Source organism: Paenibacillus sp. sgz302164 (assembly GCF_056120505.1).
On sequence record NZ_JBVYOL010000005.1, the window covers coordinates 52,768 to 73,454 of the forward strand.

General features: G+C 53.7%; 20 protein-coding genes. 3 read left to right on the forward strand and 17 right to left on the reverse strand.

Going from position 1 to position 20,687, the window contains the following annotated elements:
• Positions 1-631 precede the first annotated feature (631 nt).
• Positions 632-2,776, forward strand: coding sequence for a glycosyltransferase family 39 protein (locus AC0LWT_RS10050; protein ID WP_474681100.1), 2,145 nt, complete (start codon positions 632-634; stop codon positions 2,774-2,776).
• A gap of 424 nt (positions 2,777-3,200) precedes the next feature.
• Here AC0LWT_RS10050 and AC0LWT_RS10055 read toward each other — a convergent pair whose 3' ends face one another.
• The 17 genes from AC0LWT_RS10055 to AC0LWT_RS10135 form a co-directional block, all read right to left on the reverse strand.
• Positions 3,201-3,485, reverse strand: coding sequence for a hypothetical protein (locus tag AC0LWT_RS10055; RefSeq protein WP_474681101.1), 285 nt, complete (start codon positions 3,483-3,485; stop codon positions 3,201-3,203).
• Positions 3,486-3,923: 438 nt separating this feature from the next.
• Positions 3,924-4,079: a hypothetical protein gene (locus AC0LWT_RS10060; RefSeq protein WP_474681102.1), complete on the reverse strand. Its 156-nt coding sequence runs from the start codon at positions 4,077-4,079 to the stop codon at positions 3,924-3,926.
• A 175-nt stretch (positions 4,080-4,254) separates the two neighbouring features.
• The gene (locus AC0LWT_RS10065; RefSeq protein WP_474681103.1) at positions 4,255-5,340 is read right to left on the reverse strand and encodes a lactonase family protein; all 1,086 of its coding nucleotides are present in this window, start codon (positions 5,338-5,340) and stop codon (positions 4,255-4,257) included.
• Between the two features lie 27 nt (positions 5,341-5,367).
• Positions 5,368-6,063 (reverse strand): TVP38/TMEM64 family protein, encoded by a 696-nt coding sequence (locus AC0LWT_RS10070; RefSeq protein ID WP_474681104.1) that lies wholly within the window; start codon positions 6,061-6,063, stop codon positions 5,368-5,370.
• A gap of 105 nt (positions 6,064-6,168) precedes the next feature.
• Entirely contained in the window at positions 6,169-7,407 is a 1,239-nt protein-coding gene (locus tag AC0LWT_RS10075) for an MGDG synthase family glycosyltransferase (protein WP_474681105.1), read from the reverse strand.
• A gap of 192 nt (positions 7,408-7,599) precedes the next feature.
• A complete protein-coding gene (locus AC0LWT_RS10080; protein ID WP_474681106.1) occupies positions 7,600-8,358 on the reverse strand; it encodes a carbohydrate ABC transporter permease in 759 nt (252 codons plus the stop codon).
• A 50-nt stretch (positions 8,359-8,408) separates the two neighbouring features.
• Complete coding sequence (locus AC0LWT_RS10085) at positions 8,409-9,269, reverse strand: carbohydrate ABC transporter permease (RefSeq protein WP_474681107.1); 861 nt, start codon at positions 9,267-9,269, stop codon at positions 8,409-8,411.
• Positions 9,269-10,627 carry a sugar ABC transporter substrate-binding protein gene (locus tag AC0LWT_RS10090; RefSeq protein ID WP_474681108.1) on the reverse strand — a complete coding sequence of 453 codons (1,359 nt, stop codon included), beginning with the start codon at positions 10,625-10,627 and terminating at the stop codon, positions 9,269-9,271. Before AC0LWT_RS10090 ends, AC0LWT_RS10085 begins: the two co-directional genes overlap by 1 nt.
• A complete protein-coding gene (locus AC0LWT_RS10095) occupies positions 10,628-11,581 on the reverse strand; it encodes an amidohydrolase family protein (RefSeq protein WP_474681109.1) in 954 nt (317 codons plus the stop codon).
• A gap of 12 nt (positions 11,582-11,593) precedes the next feature.
• Positions 11,594-13,108, reverse strand: coding sequence for an argininosuccinate lyase (argH, locus tag AC0LWT_RS10100; RefSeq protein WP_474681110.1), 1,515 nt, complete (start codon positions 13,106-13,108; stop codon positions 11,594-11,596).
• A gap of 34 nt (positions 13,109-13,142) precedes the next feature.
• A complete protein-coding gene (locus AC0LWT_RS10105) occupies positions 13,143-13,358 on the reverse strand; it encodes a hypothetical protein (protein ID WP_474681111.1) in 216 nt (71 codons plus the stop codon).
• Positions 13,359-13,572: 214 nt separating this feature from the next.
• A complete protein-coding gene (locus AC0LWT_RS10110; protein WP_474681112.1) occupies positions 13,573-14,589 on the reverse strand; it encodes a zinc-binding alcohol dehydrogenase family protein in 1,017 nt (338 codons plus the stop codon).
• A complete protein-coding gene (locus tag AC0LWT_RS10115; RefSeq protein WP_474681113.1) occupies positions 14,586-15,077 on the reverse strand; it encodes a NanQ anomerase/TabA/YiaL family protein in 492 nt (163 codons plus the stop codon). The genes AC0LWT_RS10110 and AC0LWT_RS10115 overlap by 4 nt, the downstream gene beginning before the upstream one ends.
• Before the next feature lie 25 nt (positions 15,078-15,102).
• A complete protein-coding gene (gene yiaK / locus AC0LWT_RS10120) occupies positions 15,103-16,119 on the reverse strand; it encodes a 3-dehydro-L-gulonate 2-dehydrogenase (protein ID WP_474681114.1) in 1,017 nt (338 codons plus the stop codon).
• A gap of 52 nt (positions 16,120-16,171) precedes the next feature.
• Entirely contained in the window at positions 16,172-17,473 is a 1,302-nt protein-coding gene (locus AC0LWT_RS10125) for an ABC transporter substrate-binding protein (protein WP_474681115.1), read from the reverse strand.
• A gap of 34 nt (positions 17,474-17,507) precedes the next feature.
• On the reverse strand, positions 17,508-18,323 hold the full coding sequence (locus AC0LWT_RS10130; protein ID WP_474681116.1) for a carbohydrate ABC transporter permease: 816 nt from the start codon (positions 18,321-18,323) through the stop codon (positions 17,508-17,510).
• Positions 18,324-18,336: 13 nt separating this feature from the next.
• On the reverse strand, positions 18,337-19,260 hold the full coding sequence (locus tag AC0LWT_RS10135) for a carbohydrate ABC transporter permease (protein ID WP_474681117.1): 924 nt from the start codon (positions 19,258-19,260) through the stop codon (positions 18,337-18,339).
• A gap of 148 nt (positions 19,261-19,408) precedes the next feature.
• On the opposite strand from AC0LWT_RS10135, the gene AC0LWT_RS10140 reads away from it, so the two are divergent.
• The gene (locus tag AC0LWT_RS10140) at positions 19,409-20,248 is read left to right on the forward strand and encodes an AraC family transcriptional regulator (protein WP_474681118.1); all 840 of its coding nucleotides are present in this window, start codon (positions 19,409-19,411) and stop codon (positions 20,246-20,248) included.
• Positions 20,249-20,294: 46 nt separating this feature from the next.
• Positions 20,295-20,654, forward strand: coding sequence for an MmcQ/YjbR family DNA-binding protein (locus AC0LWT_RS10145; RefSeq protein WP_474681119.1), 360 nt, complete (start codon positions 20,295-20,297; stop codon positions 20,652-20,654).
• Positions 20,655-20,687: the final 33 nt, after the last annotated feature.

Genomic DNA, 20,687 nt, shown 5'->3' on the forward strand with positions numbered 1-20,687 from the left:
ACTCACATCGACATGCTCTGCTGTGAGGGGACGATGAAAGCGGGCCGTTTGCGCCTGCTGCGCAACGTCGGTTTTCACCGGCTCGGTGGCGCCGGCGGCTTTGTGATGCTACTTGGCGGCGCGTAAACCTGCAAAAGTACAGGCTTTTTCCAGAGCAGCACCCCGTTCGGCGAAAAAGCCTGCGATTGTGCAGGAATTTTCGACTATACCCGGGCCTGAACCCCACATTTAGCGAAAAAAACTGCACAATTGCAGGAATACTTCTTCCGTCAGCGTATCAACGAGCAAAAAGCCTGCACTTTCGCAGGCTTTTTGCTTACTGCCGACGTTCCAGACGTTTGCGCCTCAACTACGATGGTTTTCACCGGCTCGATAGCACCGGCGGCTTTGTGAAGCTACTTGGCAACCAGCAATACCTGCAAAAGTGTCTCGCCGCAGCGCTACCGGGAGACCGGGACGGCGAAGTAGACCTCGGACATTTCACCGTACCGCTCACGTAAACGATGATCAACTGCACCGCACGACCGCCGGCCAGACAGAACTTATTTTGTTTTAAGGTTTTTTTCAGCTTTTTGTCATCCGCGGTGGGTATATTGGGGGAAACGAACAAATGCCGAGGAGGAGGCCAGCAATGCCGTCAAGACGTTTATTTGGTAACATTCGCCCGAAACATGTAATGCTATCAGCCATTGTACTGCTTTCCCTTGCCCTGAATACGTATCGGCTGAACCAGGAAGGATACGGAAATCTGTATTATGCGGCAGGCGTGAAAAGCATGCTGGAAAGCTGGCACAATTTCTTTTATTTGGCCTACGATCCCGGCGGTTTCGTGACCGTCGACAAGCCGCCTTTCGGATTCTGGCTGCAGGCTATTAGTGCGGCCGTGTTCGGATTTCACGGCTGGGCCCTAATGCTCCCGCAAATCGCAGCGGCCCTTTTGTCCGTCGTGCTGATCTATCGTTTGGTCGGCAAAGTGTTCGGCACCGCCAGCGGTCTGATCGCGGCGCTGATCCTGGCGGTAACGCCGATTTCCGTCGCCGCGGCGCGCAACAACACGATTGACGGCACGCTCGTGCTCGCCGTTCTGCTCGCGGCCTGGATGCTGTTCAGAGCGGCGGAAACCGGCCGCGTGGTCCGCTGGACCATCGCTGCCGCGGCGATGATCGGCATCGGCTTCAACATCAAAATGATGGAAGCCTACCTGGTGCTGCCGGCGTTCTTTTTGTTTGTGCTGCTTGCTCCGGGGTTCAACTGGAGAAGCAAGCTCAAACAGTTCACGTTCGCCGCTGTCACTTTGGCGGTCGTCTCTTTATCCTGGGCGTTCGCCGTCGATCTCACCCCGCAAAATGAGCGCCCGTACGTCGGCAGCACCAAAGGCAACTCCGTCCTTGAGCTCGCCTTGGAGCACAACGCGGCGGACCGCTTTTCGCAAACGTCCCATCTGTTTGCGGGTTCCAAAGGCGGAACCGAGTCCGGGACGAGTGATGGGACAAGGGCAGGAGCCGGGGCTGCGACTATAGGTGAAACAAAGGCGGCGGCTGACGCTGGGATAACGGGTGAAACCAAGGCGCGAGCTAGTGCTGGTACGGCGGGTGATGCCGGAACTGGAAGTAGTGCTGGAACCTGGGCAGGAGCTAACGCCGGTGCAAGGGCTGATGCCTGGACTGCTTCTGCGGAAGGTCCGCGCGCGAATTTTGAAGCCGCGAGCGGGCTTCAGCGGACGGCTTCAACTGCGGCTTCCCATGATGCGGCCGATTCAGGCGCCAGGGACTACAGCCGCGGCGGCGCTGCCAAAGCGGGCCTATTCCGGCTGCTGACGCCCGATCTTGGCGGGCAAGTCGGCTGGCTGCTGCCGCTGGCCTTGCTAGGTGCGGCCGCTCTGCTGTGGAGAGCCCCGCTGCACAGGCCTTCCAGACTTAGCGCGCAGCACAGGCACGTCCTGTTCTGGCTGGCGTGGCTTGTGCCGATGGCGGTATTTTTTAGTATGGCTACTATGTTCCATCGTTATTACACCGTCATGATGGCCCCCTCTATCGCCGCGCTCTCAGGAGCAGGACTCGTACAGCTTTGGCGGTATGCGGCCAACAGCAAGCGGAGCGTCTGGCTGCTTTTTGCGGCGCTGCCCGCCACGGCTGCGCTTGCGGTCACGATAGCGCTCAGCTATAAGGGGCTCGGCCAGCCGCTCGCTTACGTCATCGGCGGGCTGACCGTCGTGTCCCTCGCCGCCCTGGCGGCATTCCTGCTGCTGCGAAAAGAACGCAGCCGCTTCATCGGCTTTATCGCGAAAGGCTCCTGCCTGCTCGCGCTTTTGACCGGTCCGGTCGTCTGGTCGGCGACACCGGCATACTATGGCGCCGGCGGCTCCGACCCGGTCGCCGGTCCGGAACTGGCTAGCCGCCATACGGCGAGCCTGCAGTCGAAGGAGGAAGAAAGTCTGACTTCCTTCCTCCAGGCGCACTACACCAGCGGCGACTACCTGGTGGCGACGCCGTCGGCGCAAACTTCATCGCCGCTCATTCTCAATACCGGCCTGCCCGTTCTCACCTTGGGCGGCTTCAGCGGCTCCGATCCGATACTGACGAAGGATCAGCTCCAGCAGCTCGCCCAGGAAGGGAAAGTCAAATACTTCCTGCTGCCCCAGAACTCCGGCTTCGGCAGAAAAATGCCATACACCGACTGGATTTTACAGCATTGCACCGTCGTTTCACCCGGCAACCAAGCCGCAGGCAAATCCAAATCAGGCGAAGTCTTGTATCAGTACAACACGCTATCCTGAATCAAAAAGACGCCTCCGCAAACGGAGGCGTCCTTTTTTGTTGACCAACCGCTCCCCGTATGCTGTCCTAAAACGACCGAAAGCAGTTCCCACAAAAATCCCGGAGCCTTGTACAATCCTTCGCGATGCCCCCACACCACCTATTCAAAAAAGTTCCACCCAAACAAGCTCCGACAAGTAAATTTCGTTTTTCTAGGTCACTGTTACCGCATAAGTGGGGATAAGAAGGGGAATTTGTTGGCAGTGAAGATTAATTTGTTGGTTATCGCAGGCTCAGTTGTTGAGCATCGTAGGTTAGTTTGTTGGGTATGGTAGAGTATTTTGTTGGTTTCGCAGGTTAATTTGCTGGGCATCGTAGAGTATTTTGTTGGTCGTCGTAAGCTAATTTGGTGGCATGGGAGATTATTTTGTTGGGCGTCGAGGATTATTTTGTGTTTTTTCCGCTCCAAAGGTTTGAAAGCGCAACCAATTTGGCGCGATAGCGGGAAAACCTGCAATTGTGCAGGAATTTTCTCAAGAAACGGTCCGTTTGTAGGAAAAGCCTGCGATTGTGCAGGAATTTTTGCGCAGGACAGGGCTGGGCACCAGATTTCCGCGAAAAGCCTGCACTTTTGCAGGAATTTTTCTCAGCGAGTGCATCAACGCGCAAAAAGATGTACTTTTGCAGTTTTTTTTGCGCAGGATCGCTCGCTCGAACGATGTTTGCCATCGTTCGAAGCTCCCCCGCGGCTCCAGCAACGATTTTCCCATCGTTCCAGGGGCGACGCGCGAGTCAGGCTCCGCGAAAATCGCCCACGCGAACGTTGTTTGTCACCACTCTGGAAGGCCCCTCCTCTGGGCCTCCCTTTTCCTCATCCCCCGGGGAGATGGCTCCCGGGGAGATGGCGCCCAGGATGGCGGGGCCAGAGAGGTGGCCCAGGGAAGCGGCTCCCACGAGGCAGCGCCCAAAGAGGTGGCTCCCAGGGAAGTGGCTCCTACAGAGGCGCGGCACCCGGTGAGGTCACAAGGTGGACGTGTCCCGACGCACTTCCACCTTACTCCTACTTCAGCCCACTTGCCCGCCTTCGCCTCACACCTACTTCAGCCCACTTTGCGCCCGCCTTCCGCCTCACTCCTACTTCAGCCCGCTTTGCGCCCGCCTCCCGCCTTACTCCTGATTCTGCCCAGTCTTCGCTTCCTTCCCCGGGGCCTCGTCCGGCTGGCGGGGAGTTTCGTCCTCGCCCATTTTGCAGTCCTCGCAGACCCAATTTGTCCCGATTTCGCCGTGCCCGTTGGTTTTGCCGCATTGCTCGCAAGTAATCATCGCCTCACACACCTCCATCGTATGCTTTTCTCGTACATTAGCTGTCAACGCATGTCTGAAAGATCGTCTTGCGTCCAATATACAAAGAATGGACTTATTTTCATGTGACAAATGTCACAACAGAAACAAAAAAAGCCCCCGGCACAAGGGGCCGAGGGCGTTCAATCGTTCAAGCTCATTCAAACGCGGCGAACTTCAAGCACACCGGCTTCGACACGTGGAACACCGCTCCCGTCGGAACGAGCTTGCCGGTGGCGGCGTCCCTGGCAAACGTCACGATGCTGCCGCCGTCCCGATTTGCCGCCAGCAGGAAACGTCCATCCGGCGAAATCGCGAAATTGCGCGGATGGCCGCCCAGCGTCGACACGTGCTCGACGAAGGCGAGCCGGCCGGAGGCCTGATCGATGGCATATACGACGATGCTGTCATGCCCCCGATTGGATCCGTACAAAAACTTTCCGTCCGGAGAAACGTGAATGTCCGCGCAGGAGTTTTCCCCCTCATACGAGTCCGGCAGCGTAGGTACGGTTTGGATTTCGCGCAATTCGCCCAGTTCTTCGTCATACGAGAACGCCGTTATCGTAGCATTCAGCTCGTTAATGAGGTACCCGTATGCAAACGAAGGGTGAAACGCAAAATGCCGCGGCCCCGAACCCGGCGCAACTGCGACCTCATTGTGAGGGATGAGGCGATGCGCGGCGGCGTCAAGCCGATACATAAAGATGCGATCCAAACCCAGATCGCAAACGCCGGCAAACCGGTTGTTCCGGTCGATGAACACGGAATGCACGCGCGGGCGGTCCTGCACGGGAAGGACGCTGGAGCCATGATGCTGCCGAATGTCCGCGGCCGCACCGATTCGCCCGTCCTCCAGCACAGGCGACAACCCGGCCATGCCGCCGTGATAGCTGGAAACCATCAAGCACTCTCCGGTATGATCCAAAATAATATGACAAGTCGTTGCCGGCACTGTGATCTCTTCGTTCAGCAGCGACAGCGTTCCGGTTGCGGGATCAAAAGCAAAGGCTGCCGCGGCGCCGCAGCGCTGATTGTCCGCACCGATGCCCTCGGAAATGGCGTATAATCTCTTATTAGCCGCATCGATGTCGAGGAAAGTCGGATTTTGCAGCCCTGCCGTTTGGCCGATCAGCTCAAGGCTTCCGGTTTCCGCATCGTACTTGCATGCATATACCCCTGGTGTACTTGAATCTGCATAGGAACCTATGAAAGCTACGATATTTTTTTCCAACATTATGCACATCCCATCTACAATCATGTCCTATGCGCATTATCGCAAATCCATTTCCTTTTGGCAAATAGTTTGACGCTGTTTTCTCCGCCTCGCATACCAGCCGATTCCCGCAAGCAGAACAAAAATCGTTCCGCCCGCAATGCCCCATCCCATCGAGCCCTTCCTGACCCCGGCGTAAATTCCGCTCATGGCGACCGTATATGGCAAAATTCCGACGCCAGCCGTCCACACGAAGCTCCACAGCTTCACTTTCAGCAGCCCTGCGGCGTAATTCGCCAGATGGTAAGGAACAAACGGGGCAAAACGAAGCGCGAGCAGCCCAGCCACTTCCCGCTTGGCGACCAGTTCATCTACTTTATGGAGAATGGGGGACGCCAGTTGGCTGAAGAATGGCCTGGCTACCCACTTCGCGAGATAAAATCCGCCGACGGCGCCTGTCACTCCCCCTATCCATGAATAAATCCCTCCCCATACGGGGCCGTAAATTTCCATCAGGACAAGGGAAGTGAATTCGCCCGGAAGCGGGAACATGTTGACCAGCGTCTGGACCGCAATGCCGATAAGGACGCCGGAGCCGCCCAGGTTTTGAATCGATTTCAGCCAGCTTTGAGCATCTCCCGTATGCAGTACATATCCATACCCGAGGGCGACGACGGCGATGAGAACCAGTCCCGCAATGCTGACGGACCGGTTGAACCGCTTGACTTTTGCCGCATCCGCTTCAACGCTCATTTCGCCCCGTCCAATTCCCGTCGGATTTGCCCGGTACGATCAATATATGGTCCAAAATGTATTGTTTTTCTTGCTCCGTCAACGTTGTTTTCAAAATCAATTCCGTTATTTTTGCCTCAATTTGATGGACATACTCCAAAAATTGCTCCATCTCAGTTTGAACGAATCGATGCTCGGCCATACGAATCCTCTCCTTCTTGCCTCAGGCACGCGCGGGCGTTTTGCCGAACGCTCAATGGCGCGGAACACATCGCCGGCGATCGTATCGGCCGCTCTTCCCTTGCGCAGAGCCGTCATTTGTTTCCTCATATGCGCTGCCCCCGAACGGTCCGATAAGTATCGGACGATCTGCTCTTCGAGCTCCGGAAGGCTGTTCGAAATTTGCCCGATGCCTTTGTTCATAAAAAATAATGCATTTTCCTTCTCCTGCCCGTCGAACGGTTTATAGACAAACACGGGAAGCCCAAGCGTCAAAGCTTCGGACAGCGTAAGCCCTCCCGCTTTCGTAATGATACAGGAAGCAAGCGCCATAAGCTCATGGACGTTGTCGACAAATCCGAAAACGCGGACGTTCGGATTCCCCGCAAACATCTCCTTTAATTTATATTCAAGTTTCCGGTTTCGACCACAGACGATCGCCAGCGTGCAAGCCGCCTTTTTCAACAGCGAATCCGCCATCTCTTCGATTTGATCGAGCACGCCGTAAGCGCCCGCTGCAATCAGCACCGTTTCTTTGGAAGGGTCCAGCAGCTCGCGAAAGCCGTTATTCGTATCCGCCGCACCGTAAAATGCCGATCTGACCGGTATGCCGCTTACTTCAACCCGCCCGCGCGGGACGCCTTTGGCGGCTAGCTCGGTTCTAAGCTCTTCCGCAGCCACATAGTATTTATCCGTATTGGGATGCATCCAGCGCGAATGCAAGGCATAGTCGGTAAGCACCGTAAACACGGGGATGCCCCAATCGCGGCCGATTTCCGAAGCGGCGCCGTAAGGAAACGCATTGATGATCGCATCGGGACGATGGATTCGGATCAGCTCGCTTAATTTCTTTTTCCCCAATCGGTTCAAGTATCGGGCCCATGGATGGTTGGAATCCGTATCGCGCGTTTTATAGTAGCCCCAGCCGTAGTAATCCGCCCCGTATTGGGACGTTTGCATACTGGCTATGTAGAGGCTGGTCGAGATCGTATTCAGCAGCGGATGCGCAGCTTTCATTAAATCGATGACCTGTACGTCTGCGGCCCCTTGCTGCAACAAGCTTTGCTTCAGCGCGCGAGCCGCCTGTAAATGGCCGTCCCCGTAGCTGGCAGTCAGTATCATGATTCGCGGATTTCTTTTCCCCACAGGACCTTCCTCCTTAACTTCTGTACAGCTCCTTTACAAAACAAATCATAATCATTATAAATAAAACAATTGTGAAACAATTATTAAATTATTATTAAATCCGCCCAAGCCCAGCCGAACAACGCAAAAAAAGCCTGATCCGACAGCATTCCGCTCCCCGGACAAGCTTTTGCGAAAATTCCGGTTTTACCGTCACTTGAACCCTGTGAGGGCAATTCCGCGAATAATTTGCTTTTGAAAAAAGAAAAACAAAACAATAAGCGGGATGACCGATACGGAAGCCCCCGTCATGATCAGCACCCAACTGCTGCTGTCCTTGAGCTCGCTTGAAAAAAACGAGATGCCGACGGGAATCGTCAGTCTTTCCGGCGTTTGGGTCACGATCAGCGGCCATATAAACGCGTTCCAGCTCCCGAGAAACGTTAAAATGCACAATGTGGCAACAGCCGGCCGGACAAGCGGAACCGCGATGCGAAGCAGGATGTTCCATTCGTTCATTCCGTCCATTCTCGCGGCATCGAGCAAATCTTCCGGCAGCGATTCCATGAACTGCTTCATCAGAAAAATGCCGAAAGCCGATATGAGGCCCGGGAACAAAATGCCGGCGTACGAATCCACCCAGCCGAGCTTCACGGTCAGCAAGTACCAGGGAATGATCAGCATTTCGGCAGGCACCATCAGCGTGCTGAGAATCGCGATAAATATGACGTTTTTGCCGCGAAACGAAAATTTGGCCAACACGTACCCGATAACCGTGTCAAAAAAGCAGACGCTGAGCGTTGTCGCAACCGCTACGATGAAGCTGTTCGTCACCCACTGGGAAAACGGAGTTCTGACGAATACTTCGGCATAATTGGCGAACGTCGCTTGCTTCGGAAAAATATCAAGCGAATACGCATCGGCGGGAACTTTGAGCGATGTCGCTATCATCCACACAAACGGAAATACCATCCATATGCTTCCGAGCCCGAGCAGGATCGGCCGAATCGCTCTGCCCAGAATTACTCCCCCCTTCTCAAAACTTTCATCTGAACGAGCGATAGCGATAGAATCATCGCAAACAAAACGATCGACGCGGCGGCGGCCTCTCCCATGTCAAAATGCTTGAAAGCCAAATTGTAAATATACAGCACTAAAGAAACGGTGGAATTCAGCGGACCGCCATTCGTCATATTCAGCACCTGCGTGAACGATTGCAAGAAGCTGATGCTGGCAATGACGACCGAGAAAAGAATGACGGGATTCAGCAGCGGCAGCGTGACGTGCCACAGCTTTTGCCAGGCGTTCGCGCCGTCAATGGCGGCGGCTTCCTCATAAAACTTCGGGATCGCCTCCAGCCCGGTCAAAAAGATGAGCATTTGAAATCCGGCGCTCTGCCAAATCAGCACGCCGATAATGACATAAATGCTCTGGGTCGGGGAGCCGAGAAAAAGCTGCGGCTCGATGCCAAGCTGCAAAAGAACAGCGTTAACGATGCCGTTCTTCATCAATATCCAGCGGAACACCCAGCTAACCGCCACCACGCTTGTAATATAAGGAATAAAATAGAGCGTTCGAAAAAATCCTTTCCACCGGTTCACGCGCTGCAGCAGCAAAGCGATGACCAGCCCCGCGAGCAGCTGCAGCGGCACGCCGGCGAGCACATAAACGAGCGTATTTCGAATGGCAGCGATAAACACTTCGTCCTGGAACAGACGGATAAAATTTTGCAAGCCGACAAATGGCTTCGTCTCCGAAAGCATGTCCCATTCCCGCAGGCTGATGTTAAACGAATACAAAATCGGCACGATCCGAATGCCAAGGAAAAAAAGCAGCGGGAGCAGCAAGCAGCTGTAAACGAATATGTATTTATTCCTGACCATTACTTTTTGTCCTGCTTCGCCCAATAATCGTCATACAGCTTTTGCGTCTTCTTGATCAAATCGGCGAACGCCTGTTCATAAGGAACTTTGTTCAGCACGACTTCGTCGACAGCCTGGGTGAAATAATCCCGCTCCAGCTTCTCATCGACAAAGAAATGCGCGTGCGCATACGATAGCTGCCGAATAAACGGGCCCAGCTTCTCATCCTTCGTATATTTGTCCTGCAGAGCTACGTCTTTTTTGGCCGGCAGCTCCCCGACTTTTTCCGCCCATTGCTCCTGAACTTCTTTGCTCGTTACATACTGCAAAAAGGTGGCGGCCGCCTCCAGCTTTTTCCCCTGCACGTTTTTGGTAATCGCATTGGCCCAGAACGAAACCTGTGTCGCTTTCTCCTTGTAGGACGGCAGCGGCGCAATCGCATAATTCAGGTTCGGCGCATCCTTCTTCAAACCGCCGAGCTGGAAAGAGCCGTCGATGTTCATCGCCGCATGCCCGCCTTTGAACGCCGTGATGTCGTCGTTATAAAAATCTTTCGTGCCGAGCTGATGCACGAGCGACAAATCGATCAAATATTTGAAAGCCTCCAGCCCGGCTGGCGATTCGTTCCATAAAATCCGCCGCCGGTCGTCGCTGATATCTTTGCCCCCGGCCTGATAGACGAGCGCATCGCGGAACCAATGGTGCAGCTGCGCCCCCGGCTGCCAGGCGATGCCTTCGACGACGAACTGGCCCTTGCTGTCTTTTTCCGTCAGCTTTTTGCCGTAGGAGACAAGCTCATCCCACGTTGCAGGGGGCCTCGCCGGGTCGAGACCCGCTTTGACGAACAAATCTTTGTTATAAAAGAGCGCCAGCGTCCGCACCGCCGTCGGAATGGCATAATAGTTTCCGTTCAGCTTGGCCGTTTCGACGAACGGGAAAAACTCCGACTTGATTTTGTCCTCGGGAAAAGCGCTGGCAGGCAGCGGCTGCAAGTAGCCGGAAGCTACGTATTTGGGCAGCCAGCCGTAGTACAGGTTAATGATGTCCGGCCCTTTGCCTGCCGGCACGAGTGTGGCGACTTTTTCATTGTACTGGTCGTAAGGAAAGTTCGTTTGCTTCACTGTAATATGAGGGTACTTCTTTTGAAAATCTTCGATCAGTTGATTGACCAGCTCCACTTTGGCCGGATACTGGTACTGCCAGTATTCGAGCGTCACCTTCTCCTCGTCGCCGCTTACAGCCGTTTGGGGAGCGGCCGTGCCGTTAGCCGCCGCATTTGAAGCCGATTGGCTGCCCCCGGCCGAACAGCCGGAAAGCAGCAAAGCGGCTCCCAGCGAAGTCGCGATCCAATTTGTTGCCATGCGCGCCGCAAACGCCATTTATACCCGCTCCCTTCCGCCTGAAAGCGCGTAAGACCCGACCTGCAGCAGCTTTCGCGCATTATCTCCGAAAATAAGTTCGATTTCCGCTTCCGCAAAGCGCAAATCCCGGCATACGCGCACCTGGTCCTGTAAATACCGGTACACGAATCCTCGCGGAAACGTGCTGGAATCGGTGCCGAAAATGATGCGTTCCGGCCCGATCAGCTCGTACGTTTTGCGGAACAGCGTCTCCAGCGTCAGCTCGTACGGGCTCCAGCGGATCCATTGATTCGAGCCTGACGTATCGATGTAGACGTTCGGGCAGCTCCAGCATAAGTGCAGCAGCTCTTGAAAATATCCGGCCCCGAAATGCGGGATGATGAAAGGAATGTCCGGGTATTCCCGGGCAACGTTGAAAATCGACAGCGGGTTAATGTTCAAATGCTGAACGATGCCCCCTGTATGGCCCAATATGCCGAAATGGATCAGCACCGGGAGCTTGCGCTCCGCCAGGAAGCGCCACACGGGCGTGAGCTTCGGATCGTGGAACGGGAGCTCGACGAGCGGACCGAAGAGCTTGTAGCCTTTCAATCCGAGCGTATCGACGGCCCGTTTCAGCTCTTCAGCGGCGTTCGGCTCCTCGATCGAATGATGGGCAAATCCCGTAAACCGGTCCGGGTATTTGCGGATTTGCCGGGCCAAATCATCGTTGCCCCAGGCCGTCAAAAAGTTGATGCCGCCGATCGAGTACTTGTCAAGCTCCTCGATCCAGCGGTCGATCAGCGGCCGCTGATCCTGCACTTCGTCGGCCGGAGCGGCCGAAGCGGCCGGAAAATCCCAGGACAGCCTCATCCGTTCGGACCGCCGGGTTCTTTCCCGGTCGAACACCTCACTCTTCGTGCCGATCGGAAGCGGATAAGGCAAATGCGCATGAATATCGAATACGCGAAAGCTATTTTTAAACAGGGCCATGCTGCTCCTCCTTTAATTTTGATTGACCAGTTGATCGATCGCGCGATCCACCTTTTCCCGGCTTTCGCGAATCGCCGCCCGCCTCGTATGGAGCCACTTCGTCTGAGACTCCAGTCTGCTGGCGTGACCGTCCAAAGCCCGCCGCACCTCCTGCGGGTTCGGTCCCCCGACGACCCTCCTCACGGCAACGAAATGCCTGGGGTCGAGCGCAAGGGACAGACTGCTTTCCGTCAGGGTCAGTTTCCTGCCGATCGTTTCCTCCGCCGCCTCATGGAGCAGCTCCAGGGAGAGGCTGCGCTTCGAAGTTCCGCGATTGAGCGCCTTGCTCACGGCATGGCTGACAATCGCATGCGACGTTCGGAACGAAAGCTTCTCCTCCCGCACCAGCGTATCCGCCAGCTCGGTAACAGTGGAGAAGCTGTCCTCCGCTCTCGCCAGCAGCGCCTCCCCGTTAATCTCAAGCGTGGCGATGACGTTCGCCAGCAGGCGGTATACCGAGGAAAGCACGGCTAGGCTTTTCCATGCATAAGGCTGCATATCGTCCTCCGTATCGACAATATCGCCGAACGGGGTATTGTGCAGCATGGACAGCACCGTTTGCGCCAGCCCCGCAGCGCTGGAAAGGAGCGAGCGCATATGCTCGATGGAAACGGGATTCCGTTTCTGCGGCATGATCGAGCTGACCTGCACATAAGGGGCCGCGACTTTCAAAACGGCGAATTCCTGCGTGCTCCACAGCAGCAATTCCTGGACGAATCGGCCGAGATTCAGGGCGGCCAGCTGCACGCCGGCGGCGATCTCGCCGATATAGTCGGCCCCGCTGACCGCATCGTAAGCATTCTCGATCAGCCCGTCAAAGGCGAGCAGCTCGGCGATGCGCTCCCTGTTCACCGGGAAGCCCGATGTGGTCAGGGCCGCGGCCCCCATGCTGCTGCGGTTGCAGTTCGCGTATGCGGCCTGCAGCCTGTGGATGTCCCGGCCAAGCGAGTCGGACACCGCCGCCGCATAATGCCCCAGCGTAGTCGGCTGTGCCTGCTGCGTGTGCGTATAGCCGATCATGACCGTATCGGCGTGAGAGGCCGCGAACTTCAGCAAATGTTCGCCGAGAAATACGGCGGATGTCAACGTGTCCAGCAGCTTTTCGCGCAATGCGATGCGGTAAATCGCGATTCCCATATCGTTGCGGCTGCGCCCCAGGTGCAAATTGCCCGCCGCTTCCCCGGCCCCGTTCAGCAGCTCATGTTCGACTGCAAAAAACAGATCCTCGAACTGCCCGGTGTACGCAGATTCGCGCAAACGCTCCAAGTCGACGGCTTGCAAGGAAATCGCGATTTGCCGGGCTTCCGTTTCCTCCAAAATATGCTCCTCCCGCAGCATAACGAGATGGGCTTTATGAATGTGCATCATGGGACCGAGCAATTCTGTCTTGGCATGGTCGTAAGCGGGAGCCAAAACCGCTTCGGCGTACGTTTTTCCCGGGAATGCTTGCTCCTGATCCAGCGATGGCGTCGATCCTCGATTAGGCATGACGAACCCGCTCCTCACATGAAAAAAGTCGGTTTTAAAATATAGGAATTCTGTATGTGTTGCCTTCTTCCGAATAAAGAAAAGCTTCAGAGCTGAACAGATCGATCCGGACAGGCGGTTTGCCGCTGCTGGCCAGCGTCAGCTTGTTCGTGTTCAACGCATGGATCAGGGAAGGCAGCAGCTTTTGGTCCGTACCGATCAAATTGACGTTAATTTGAGACTGATTAAACTGAATGCTCGTTTGGATCATCCTCATCCCTCCGCAGTTCGCTGATTAGACCCATTCGCCGACCGGTCCGGCAAAAAACGCAAAAAGGCATGGATACGTGATCCATGCCTCCGGGTTTCCAGTCAGCTTTATTCTTAGTATATGAATGGGAATAATTGTATTTACAAATTAACATGACTTTTCTAAAATGTCAACACTTTGAGTGTCCCCTTGCCCCTGAATGTGCGGTATGCATTTAAAACTCAAGGATAACTTTTCTCACTTCGTTCGGCTGCTTCTCAATAAGTTCGATTGCCTGGCCTATTTCTTCCATCGGAAAACGATGCGTGATAAAAGAACGCGGCCGAATCGTCCCATCGTTAAAATGCCCGATAACTTGAGCGAATTGATTCGTTTGCAGCCTGGAACCGACGATAGTCAACTCTTTCTTTGTAATCGGGAGCTGCGGGATTTGTGACGGCGAATCGCCGAAACCTAGCACGACTACGCGGCCTGCAACCGAAGTGTACGCCACTGCCTCTTCAAACGTCCGAACCGTACATACGGCATCGATCGTCACATTCGGACCCGATCCGCCGGAAATCCGCATAATCGTTTCGCGGACATCGTCTTTATTCGCTTGAATGATATGATCTGCGCCCAATTCGGCGGCATACGCCAGCTTGGATTCGCTTAAATCCGAAACGATGCAAACCGCTCCCCGAAGCTTAGCCATCTGCAAAGCGCATAAGCCGATAGGCCCCGCGCCCATAATAAATACGAGATCGCCTTCGCGCACGTCTCCGCGCCATACCGCCTGCGCCCCGATCGTAAACGGTTCGATCAGAACTCCCGTATCCCAATCCAGATGATCGGCAATCTTGTGAACGTTCTTTTCCGGCACAACCAAATACTCCTGATAACCGCCGTCCAAATGAACGCCGTAAACCTGCAAACGTTCGCACACATTGGGCCGTCCCGAATGGCATGCGTAGCAGCCGCCGCATGACTGAATCGGCTCCAGAACAACTTTGTCGCCGACGCGAATGCGTTCCACTCCCGTTCCGACCTCTACGATTTCGCCGACGACCTCGTGCCCGATAATGCGCGGATACGTAGCGACAGGCGAGGTTCCGTGATAAATGTGCATATCGGAGCCGCAAATGCCGGCGGCTTTGACCCGCAATAAAACTTCGTCGGCGTGCCGGATTTCCGGCTTATCCTTCTCGATCACCCGCAGGTCTCCCGGCTTTACTACTTGTATCGCCTTCATAGAACGCACTCCTTGTATGCGAGGTTAGTTTTCACCTTGACCACTACTTTTTTGATCTGCGCGCCCCCTGTTTTGCTGCAGCCCGGCCTGTGCACATCGGAAGGGAAAAATACGGCAAACATGCCCGGCTTCAGGACGATCTCGAATTCTCCCTGAACTTCATCGTAAAGCGCGTAATCGTCGGTATCCAGCTTATCCGCGACCGTCTCGTTCAGCGCCGAAGCTCTTCCGACGCCGATGATTTCCTCATCTCCGCTTATGAGGTACTGCACATCGATATACGCGGAATGGCATTCCGCTTTTCGCTCCGGCTTCACGACCGTCTCCATTTCCTGCACGACCGCAAATATATCGCTGCCCTCAATCTCGTACTTGCCCGGCTGCAAATGAAGCAGATCCGTATGTTGAATATACGCAATCGCTTTCTGCAAACCCGGAGAAAACCATTTCCGTTCCTTCTCCCAATTCCGCACGTCTCCGATGATCATAGCGCTCCCTTTCGTCTCCCGATAATTATAAATCCAGCACTTTTTGCCAAATGGTTTCGTCGACAGGTATCCCTTGGGCAAGATTGGCTGCTCTGGTATCCTTGGTCCGCTCCCCGGGAAAGGCAACCTTGCCTCCCGTTTCCGCCGGCTCCGCCTGATGCAAATAATCGACCGCAGCATTGACCAGCTCTTCCGCAAACAGCTCGCCCGATACAACGGCTGTGTCCACTGCGACGAATACCTGGGAGCCGCCATACCCGGATATTCCCGGCGCAGGCTTCCTCTCATCCATCTGGCGCGTCGATAACCCGCCGGATAACAAAGCTGCGATCAAGTCCAGCAAAATGGACAATCCCGAACCTTTCCAGTACCCTGTCGGTAAAATGCGCATCGACTTTTCGATCGCCGCAGGATCTCTCGTCAATTTCCCATCGTCGTCAAAGCCGCCGTCGACCGGCAGAAGCTCATTTTTCAGCCTCGTCACTTCAAGCTTCCCGTATGAAAACTGGGACATGGCCATATCCAGCACGATATTTCCCGATTTTCTCGGAACCGCCAAAATAAAAGGGTTGTTCCCGATCTTCGTCTCTTTGGCCCCCCAGGGCGGCATGCACGATTCCGTATTCGTCCAGCAAATGCCGATGCATCCTGCGTTAGCTGCCTGCCAGCCGTAGCTCCCGCCGCGCATCCAATGGTTCGTATTGCGAAGGGTCACCATGCCGATTCCGCCTTTGCGCGCCAATTCGATCGCGCGTCCCATACAAAATTTGGCGTTCAGATTCCCCGCCCCCAAATTCCCGTCATATCGCTCCAGCATGCCCATGCTGTCAATTTGGGTAGGTACGGCATGAATATCTACGTAGCCTTTCTCGATATAATCCACAAACCGCGGAACCCGGTTCAATCCATGCGAATAAACGCCCTCCAGACTGGCTTCGGCAAACAATACAGCGCATTCCTCAGCCCGTTTTGCCGTAAACCCCCGCTTCAGGAGCACGCGCACAATCTCCGATTTCATCTTTTCAAAAGGTACTCTGGCCATATGTTTGCTCTCCTTGTCATCTCTTTTTTGGACATGCCTGTCATTGCGCCGTTTACTTTTTGTAATATCCTCTTGAACTCAAAAAGTCGTAAATATTTTTGTTGATCTCGTCAAGCGCGGCTTGCGGCGTCTTTTCTCCGGCCAGCGCCTTCGTGATCCCTTCCGTGATATACTCTTGAATTCGCGGCCATTCCGGCAAATTAGGTTCCAATTTGGCGTGATTGATCGCCGCTTCGATAGCCGGGAACTCGGGACGCGCCTTGATCAGCTCCGGGTCCTGAAGAACGGACTTCACAGGCGGAACGCCTCCTGCCAGCGCATACTTCTTGGCCCCTTGATTGGTCACCCAGGAGATGAATTTGTATGCGCCTTCCTTATTTTTCGAGGCGGAGTTCACGGCAATCGACCACGCGTGGATGAACGAAACGCCGCCGGGCACGTCCGCAATGGCAAACTTGTCAAAGACCTTGGGAGATTTCTTCTCATCCTTCAATTGGGAGTAGGCCGCATTCCATTCAATGGCCATCGCCACCTTTTCATTTTGAAACGCAGACAGCACTTCCGGGAATTCGTACGTTGTCGCATCAGGCGGAACTATTTTTGTTTTGCGGTAATTGTCCGTTACGAAAGTCAGCGCTTTAACGCCGGCTTCACTGTTGAACGTCGGCTTCATTTCTTTATCGAACAAATCGCCGCCCATCGACCATAGATATTGGTACCACTCCTTGGGCTGCGTATATCCCCGTTTCCCCTGGAAGGTAGTTCCGAATTCTGTGGGAGACCCGGGATTCAGGCTCTTTGTAAACGTTTTGGCGATTTTTTCATATTCATCCCACGTTTTCGGAGGCGTCGGAATCAAGTCTTTGCGATAAATCAAAAACATGGTGCTTAACTCAAGCGGCATCGCATAAGGTTTCCCGTTGAATTTGACGGATTCGGCCGAAGCAGGCAAAAACCGGTCAAGATTCGTTCCTTCCTTGGCAAAATAAGGGGTCAGATCTTCGAATTGACCTCCGGCCGCAAATTGTCCGACATAATTGTTGAGCACCAGGGCGACATCGAGTCCGTCTTCTCCGGCAAGAAGCTGGGTCGTTACCTTTTGCAAATAAGCATCCCGCCCCACTTCCTGGACGTTTACTTTAAGACCCGTGTCTTTTTCAAAATCGGGTGCAAGACTGCTCAAGGCGTTGTACAAAATTCCCGATTGCGCCACCACATTAACGGTTTTCCCTTTCGACGCGCCTGCGCCCGCCGGCCCGCCCGGATTCGTACCGGACGGTTGATTAGGCGCCGGAGCGCACCCGGTGGCGACAAGCGCAAGCAGTGCGACAGCAGACATTTGTTTTTTCCACATAGCTAAAGTCCCCCTTGTATTTGAACATATATGGTTATTTCACAGCGCCCATCGTAAGCCCTTTAACCAGATGCTTTTGGATCAGGAGCGTGAAAATAAACATCGGAATCATCAGCATCGTACCGGTCGCGGTAACGGGCCCCCATAAAATCGCTTCCTGCGTGACGAAATTGGCCGCCATAACAGGCAGTGTCTTGGAATGCGTGCCCGTTAAATTTAATGCAAATAAAAATTCGTTCCACGAGTTCATCGCGCAAAAAATCGCCGCCACCGCGAATCCCGGCTTAGCCAAGGGCAGCATAATGCGCCACATCGCCCCGAAACGCGACGCCCCGTCAATCGATGCGGCTTCTTCCAGGCTCTCGGGAAGCTCTTTCAAGAACCCCCACATCAGCCAAATGACAAACGGCAAGTTAAAGGACGTATAAGTTAAAGTAAGCGCTAACAAATTATCCGTTCCTCCGAGCTTGCGGAATAAAATGAAGAACGGCACGACAAGCACGATCGGCGGAAACATTTTGGTAAAAAATACGGTAAAGCTGATCCACTTTTGCCCTCTGATCCGAAATCTGGCTAAACTGTATCCGGCCAGCGTTCCCGTCAGCAGCGAAAAAGCCGTCGATAATACAGTCACGATCAGCGAATTCAAAAAGTAATAGAAAAATGGCTGCCTGCTAAAGACGATAGCGTAACTTTCGAAAGTCGGTTTAAATATCCAGACGGGAGGAATTTGAAACGCTTGCGCCGGTGTTTTGATCGAAGTAAACATCACCCAAAAAATCGGGAATATGAACATCATTAATGCCACGGTTACGTATCCGTATGCCAAAATGGGTTTGCTGCGAATCACGGACTTCCCCCTCCTATTCTTCCGAATACAGCGATCGGATGGCGAACCAGCAGATGATTCCGACAAAGACGGTAAGAACGATCGCAAATGCCGCTGCATAACCAAAATCAAAATCCACAAACGCTTTTCTGTGCAAAAGAATCGAAGTCGTTTCGGTTGCCGTCCCCGGGCCGCCTCCGGTTAAAACGAAAATCTGGTCAAATACTTTGATTGAGCCGGCGGTTCTAAGGACAAGCGAAACGATGACAATACGTTTCATAAGCGGCATAGTCACGTGGCGAAGCGTCTGCCATGCCGTCGCCCCATCCATTTTCGCCGCTTCGAAGGGCTCGTTTGGAAGCGATTTCAAGCCTGCAAGCAAAGTAATAAACATAAATGAAGTCCATTGCCAGGTATCGACCATGATCACTGACGGCATGGCAAGCGCATTGTCGCTCAGCATCGCTACCTTCGCAAAACCGAGCATCGTCAGAAAATAATTGAAAATACCGAAATTATAATCCAGAATAAATTTCCAAATCAGGCCGACGACAACCGGCGTCACCATCATCGGCAGCACAAGCAAGGCCGTTACTACCCCGTGCCCTGCAGTCATGCGGCTCACCGCCAGCGCCAACGTAAAGCCGAGCAGGAATTGCAAGCCTACGCCTGCGCCGACATACAACGCGGTGCGAAGCATGGACATATAAAATCCTTGATCCTGCAATACATGCAAAATGTGCTTCATCCCGACAAAAGGCGGATCGTTCAACGTGAAAAACGTCCAATCATGCACACTCAGAAAAAATGTATACATTACAGGATAAAAAAACACAATGACCATGATGACGAACGCCGGGAGCAATAAAATAAAACGTATTCGCTCATCCAACCACGCCCAAATGTTCCTTTTCCTCCGTTCTGTGTAAGATATCGAAATGGCCTCATTTTGCTGCATATGATCTCTCCCCTAGTCATCGATTTGCCAAGCAGCGAAGATAGCGCTTTCAAAATGCATGTTTTCATTGTATATGGCTTTGAACAGTAACGGAATATACGATATAATTGGATTTGTACTATATCACTGTCATTATGAGGTCTTGCGTATGGACATATCCCTGCCCGCAAACATGTTTCCGCAATTTACTTATGTGGCTGACCGCAGATGTACGGCGAATTGGAAGTTTCAAGGAAGCACGATCTACGATAAGCATAATCTGATCCTTGTGTATGACGGCGAAGCCGAGCTTACATGCAACGGACAAGTGCATCGGGTCTCCAAGGGCGACTTGGTTTACTACAAGCCCCTTGACCACCGCTCGGGCCATACGTTTCCCGACCGTTTGATGCACTGCTTTACGGTTGATTTTCTGTATACGTGTCCGGTACTGAACAACAACGATTGGGAATTTCTGAACATCGAGCTCCCCTTTGCTCCCGTTGAAAAAATCAATGACGAGTTTCTTTTTTCCCGGCTGATGGATCTGTTTTCCACTTTCACGGGCACGTGGCTGTCCGGCAATCATAATAAGGAGCTCCGCGGAAGAGCTATTTTTTTGGAAATGCTCTCCCTCTTGCTGCAGTGGAAAAGCGGGTCCAATTTCAACTATGATAAGGTGCGAAAAGTCGAGAAGGCGATTAATTTTATGACAGAGTTTTACCCGTCCCGGATCACCTTGCACCAAATAGCGGAAAGCGCAGGCATCAGTTCCTCCTACTTTGGCAGCATTTTCAAGGAAGTGACCGGGACGTCTCCCATCAACTATCTTTTGGACATTCGCCTGCGAAAAGCAAAGGAATTGTTAAGAGACGGCTATTGCGTTACGGAGGCGGCGGATAAGGTAGGCTTTAACGATATTTTTTATTTCAGCAAAAGCTTTAAGAAGCATGAAGGCATGACCCCTTCCCAATATATGCTGCAGGATTCCGAAGCGGCTCGTTTGTAGTATATCGCTTCAGACAGGAAGATTTAAAGCAAAGGCGGAATGAAACATGAACCAACAACAATTAATCGAACTCGGTTTAAGCTACAATAGCGCCAGTCTGCGGTATCCGTTCGATCCGGACATGCCGGTGCTTTACGTGCGGGAAAAAATGTTTGCCCTGTTTACCGATCGGAACGGCGAGGAAAGAGTCAACCTGAAGACGTCCCCGGACGAAGCGTGGCTGCAGCGCGAAACCTACCCCGGCGCCGTGCTGCCCGGTTATCATATGAACAAGCGGCACTGGAACACCGTCATGCTGAACGGCGAGGTGCCGGATGACGTCATCGTTACCATGCTCCGGGAATCCTACCTGCTTGTTATCGCAAAAATGCCAAAAGCAGACAGAGACCTGCTCCTGCAATCCTAAAAAAAGAAAGCTGAGCCATGCCGCCGCAGCGAA

What these genes read in the sequence shown, in the direction of transcription:
- AC0LWT_RS10110 (WP_474681112.1), bottom strand. Translation starts at nt 14,589, where the DNA reads ATGAAGGCGATACAAGTAGTAAAGCCGGGAGACCTGCGGGTGATCGAG.
- yiaK (WP_474681114.1), bottom strand. Translation starts at nt 16,119, where the DNA reads ATGGCCAGAGTACCTTTTGAAAAGATGAAATCGGAGATTGTGCGCGTG.
- AC0LWT_RS10080 (WP_474681106.1), bottom strand. Translation starts at nt 8,358, where the DNA reads ATGGTATTTCCGTTTGTGTGGATGATAGCGACATCGCTCAAAGTTCCC.
- AC0LWT_RS10070 (WP_474681104.1), bottom strand. Translation starts at nt 6,063, where the DNA reads ATGAGCGTTGAAGCGGATGCGGCAAAAGTCAAGCGGTTCAACCGGTCC.
- AC0LWT_RS10095 (WP_474681109.1), bottom strand. Translation starts at nt 11,581, where the DNA reads ATGGCCCTGTTTAAAAATAGCTTTCGCGTATTCGATATTCATGCGCAT.
- AC0LWT_RS10050 (WP_474681100.1), top strand. Translation starts at nt 632, where the DNA reads ATGCCGTCAAGACGTTTATTTGGTAACATTCGCCCGAAACATGTAATG.
- argH (WP_474681110.1), bottom strand. Translation starts at nt 13,108, where the DNA reads ATGCCTAATCGAGGATCGACGCCATCGCTGGATCAGGAGCAAGCATTC.
- AC0LWT_RS10145 (WP_474681119.1), top strand. Translation starts at nt 20,295, where the DNA reads ATGAACCAACAACAATTAATCGAACTCGGTTTAAGCTACAATAGCGCC.
- AC0LWT_RS10105 (WP_474681111.1), bottom strand. Translation starts at nt 13,358, where the DNA reads ATGATCCAAACGAGCATTCAGTTTAATCAGTCTCAAATTAACGTCAAT.
- AC0LWT_RS10085 (WP_474681107.1), bottom strand. Translation starts at nt 9,269, where the DNA reads ATGGTCAGGAATAAATACATATTCGTTTACAGCTGCTTGCTGCTCCCG.
- AC0LWT_RS10060 (WP_474681102.1), bottom strand. Translation starts at nt 4,079, where the DNA reads ATGATTACTTGCGAGCAATGCGGCAAAACCAACGGGCACGGCGAAATC.
- AC0LWT_RS10140 (WP_474681118.1), top strand. Translation starts at nt 19,409, where the DNA reads ATGGACATATCCCTGCCCGCAAACATGTTTCCGCAATTTACTTATGTG.
- AC0LWT_RS10135 (WP_474681117.1), bottom strand. Translation starts at nt 19,260, where the DNA reads ATGCAGCAAAATGAGGCCATTTCGATATCTTACACAGAACGGAGGAAA.
- AC0LWT_RS10065 (WP_474681103.1), bottom strand. Translation starts at nt 5,340, where the DNA reads ATGTGCATAATGTTGGAAAAAAATATCGTAGCTTTCATAGGTTCCTAT.
- AC0LWT_RS10090 (WP_474681108.1), bottom strand. Translation starts at nt 10,627, where the DNA reads ATGGCGTTTGCGGCGCGCATGGCAACAAATTGGATCGCGACTTCGCTG.
- AC0LWT_RS10055 (WP_474681101.1), bottom strand. Translation starts at nt 3,485, where the DNA reads ATGGCAAACATCGTTCGAGCGAGCGATCCTGCGCAAAAAAAACTGCAA.
- AC0LWT_RS10115 (WP_474681113.1), bottom strand. Translation starts at nt 15,077, where the DNA reads ATGATCATCGGAGACGTGCGGAATTGGGAGAAGGAACGGAAATGGTTT.
- AC0LWT_RS10125 (WP_474681115.1), bottom strand. Translation starts at nt 17,473, where the DNA reads ATGTGGAAAAAACAAATGTCTGCTGTCGCACTGCTTGCGCTTGTCGCC.